The sequence below is a fragment of the Streptomyces sp. NPDC002130 genome (assembly GCF_040296465.1).
Classification (GTDB): domain Bacteria; phylum Actinomycetota; class Actinomycetes; order Streptomycetales; family Streptomycetaceae; genus Streptomyces.
The window spans coordinates 1-2285 of sequence record NZ_JBEOXI010000582.1 but is presented as its reverse complement, the minus strand read 5'-3'; the positions used below and the strand labels follow the sequence as shown (position 1 = coordinate 2285).

Here is a 2285-nt window from a genome sequence, read left to right as displayed (position 1 = left end):
GTGACGTGGCGGATCAGCCGCCGCCTGACGTGACAGCGCAACTGGCCGGTGTGAGTTCGGATCTCGGTGCGCTGAATGCGCAATTGGGCACCGTTCCGGCGCTGTTGGGTGGCTCCGTCGGACCCGATACGGAGCTCGGTGATCTAGTCCGCACCGCTGTCGGGCAGCTGCAAGGCGCGAGCGATCAACTGAGCAGTGCTGCCGGACAGTTGAACGACGGCCTCATCCCGATCGCCGATCAGGCGCCGCAGATGCTCGGTGACGTGACCGATCAGATCACCCAGGGATTCACGACGCTGCAAGGAATCGCCAAGTCACTGGTCACGGGCCTCGACGGGGCGAAATCCGGTATTCCCGCGATGACTACTCCGCAGCAGGTTCAGCTGACCTCGGTGCTGTCGGATCCGGTGGCTGTGAATCAGACCAGCGCGAGCAGCGGTGACTCCGGAACTCGCACACTGGCATTGGTCTTCGGAGCGACGACGGTTCTGCTCGGTGGTGCTCTGCTGACACGAACGGCGGCGCCCCTGGTGAGGCGCCGCCGTTCGCAAGAAGAACGTGACTAGACGATCAGACCTGCGGTCTGGGTACGTGCACGGTCGAAGCGAGCCGAAACGTCGTTCCAGTTGACGATGTTCCAGAATGCCTTGACGTAGTCGCCCTTGACGTTCTGGTAATCGAGGTAGAAAGCGTGCTCCCACATGTCGAGGAGCAGCAGCGGCGTGAGGCCGATGGAGATGTTGCCCTGCTGATCGTAGAGCTGGACGATGATCAGACGCTGTCCGATCGAGTCCCACGCGAGGATGGACCAGCCGGAGCCCTGGATGGCGTTGGCGTTCGCGGAGAAGTGAGCGCGGAAGAGATCGAACGAACCGAAGTTGTCGTCGATCGCTGCGGCGAGTTCGCCTTCGGGCTTGTCGCCACCGTCAGCGCTGAGGTTGTTCCAGAAAACGGTGTGGTTGGTGTGGCCACCGAGGTGGAACGCCAGGTTCTTCTCGAGCAGGTTGGCCTGCGCTGCGATGGTGTCGTTCTCACGAGCCTCGGCCAGCTTCTCGAGTGCAGCGTTGGCACCGGCAACGTAAGCCGCGTGGTGCTTGTCGTGATGCAGCTCCATGATCTTGCCCGAGATGTGCGGCTCGAGGGCTGCGTAGTCGTAGGGGAGTTCCGGCAGCGTGTAAACAGACACGAGGGTCCCTTCTTTGCGGGCTGGTGAGCCCTGGTGCTTTAGAGTGCGTCGATCACCGGTCACGGCGTGACGTCACTCGCGTATGTGCAAATCATTCTTCGGGTTTCCACCCAATAACATTCGTACACCGTCCGCAACAGTCCGGCTCAGGTAGTAATCACCAAAGAATAAAGTTCGGGAAACCGAACTCAGTCCGATCTAAGGGTAAGCTAATATGCGCAAATTCGTCGTAAAGGTGAACGGAACCTTAAACTTGCGCGATGCCCGCACCAGTTTTCCTCCCGGAATCACCAGAGGCGGCCGCGCCTCGGGTGAATCTTCCGGGCGCTGACCTGCTGCGAGCCCTGGCGGTTGCCGCCGTGATCTACTCCCACATCTCTTTCTACGTCATCGACGATCTCGGCTCGGGTTGGTGGGTGATCGACGTCGTCTACGGCGTTTTGATCGAGCCGGCCGAACTCAACCAACATCTCTCTTTTGTCGGCGTCGCGGTATTCATGATGCTCACAGGTGCTCTGGTGACGCGGTCCGCGATTCGCGACGGTCCCGGAAAGTTCTTGACCAACCGATTCAGTCGACTGCTGCCCGCATTCTGGGTGGCAACCGCGATTGCCATTCTTCTGGTCCGACTCGGAATCAACGGAATGTTCAGCGGTCAGGAAGGTATTTCCGATACCGAAGCGTTGATGAGCTTTTTTCTCGGCGGATTCTTTCTCAAGCCCGAGGTGGCAGTTCTCGGAGTGACCTGGACTCTCACCGTCCAATTCCTCTTCTATCTCGCTTGCGTCGCGGCTCGACCGATACTGCGCCTGCGCCCGATCGTCATGCCGCTCGCCGGTGGTGCGCTCTGCTCACTGGTTCTGCTCTACAACGTCTACGCGCCGTTGCCGTACACCGTGCCGATGCTGTCCAAGATCGCCGCGACGCTGCCTGCCGTCTTCCTCGGCCAGATCATGTACCTCGCATGGGCGAAGCTCGCTCCCGGCCGCTGGCTGATCGTCGCCGTCCTCGTCCAGATGCACGTCATCATCGTGGCGACTCAGTTCCGCGTGTACTGGGCCGGTGAGCACTATCTGTGGACCATTTCGGTAGTCGCCGC

General features: G+C 60.5%; 3 protein-coding genes. 2 read left to right on the top strand and 1 reads right to left on the bottom strand.

All coding sequences use genetic code 11. The features are described from left to right. Positions 1–566: hypothetical protein (locus tag ABT116_RS43070; RefSeq protein WP_351646197.1), on the top strand; the 566-nt coding region annotated here is incomplete at its 5' end. Here the strand turns inward: ABT116_RS43070 and ABT116_RS43065 are convergent. After that, positions 563–1186 carry a superoxide dismutase gene (locus ABT116_RS43065; protein ID WP_003944189.1) on the bottom strand — a complete coding sequence of 208 codons (624 nt, stop codon included), beginning with the start codon at positions 1184–1186 and terminating at the stop codon, positions 563–565. The two genes, ABT116_RS43070 and ABT116_RS43065, sit on opposite strands and share 4 nt — an antisense overlap. A 260-nt stretch (positions 1187–1446) precedes the next feature. Here ABT116_RS43065 and ABT116_RS43060 point away from each other — a divergent pair. Beyond that, the coding region (locus ABT116_RS43060; protein ID WP_351646194.1) for an acyltransferase family protein at positions 1447–2285 on the top strand (839 nt) is incomplete at its 3' end.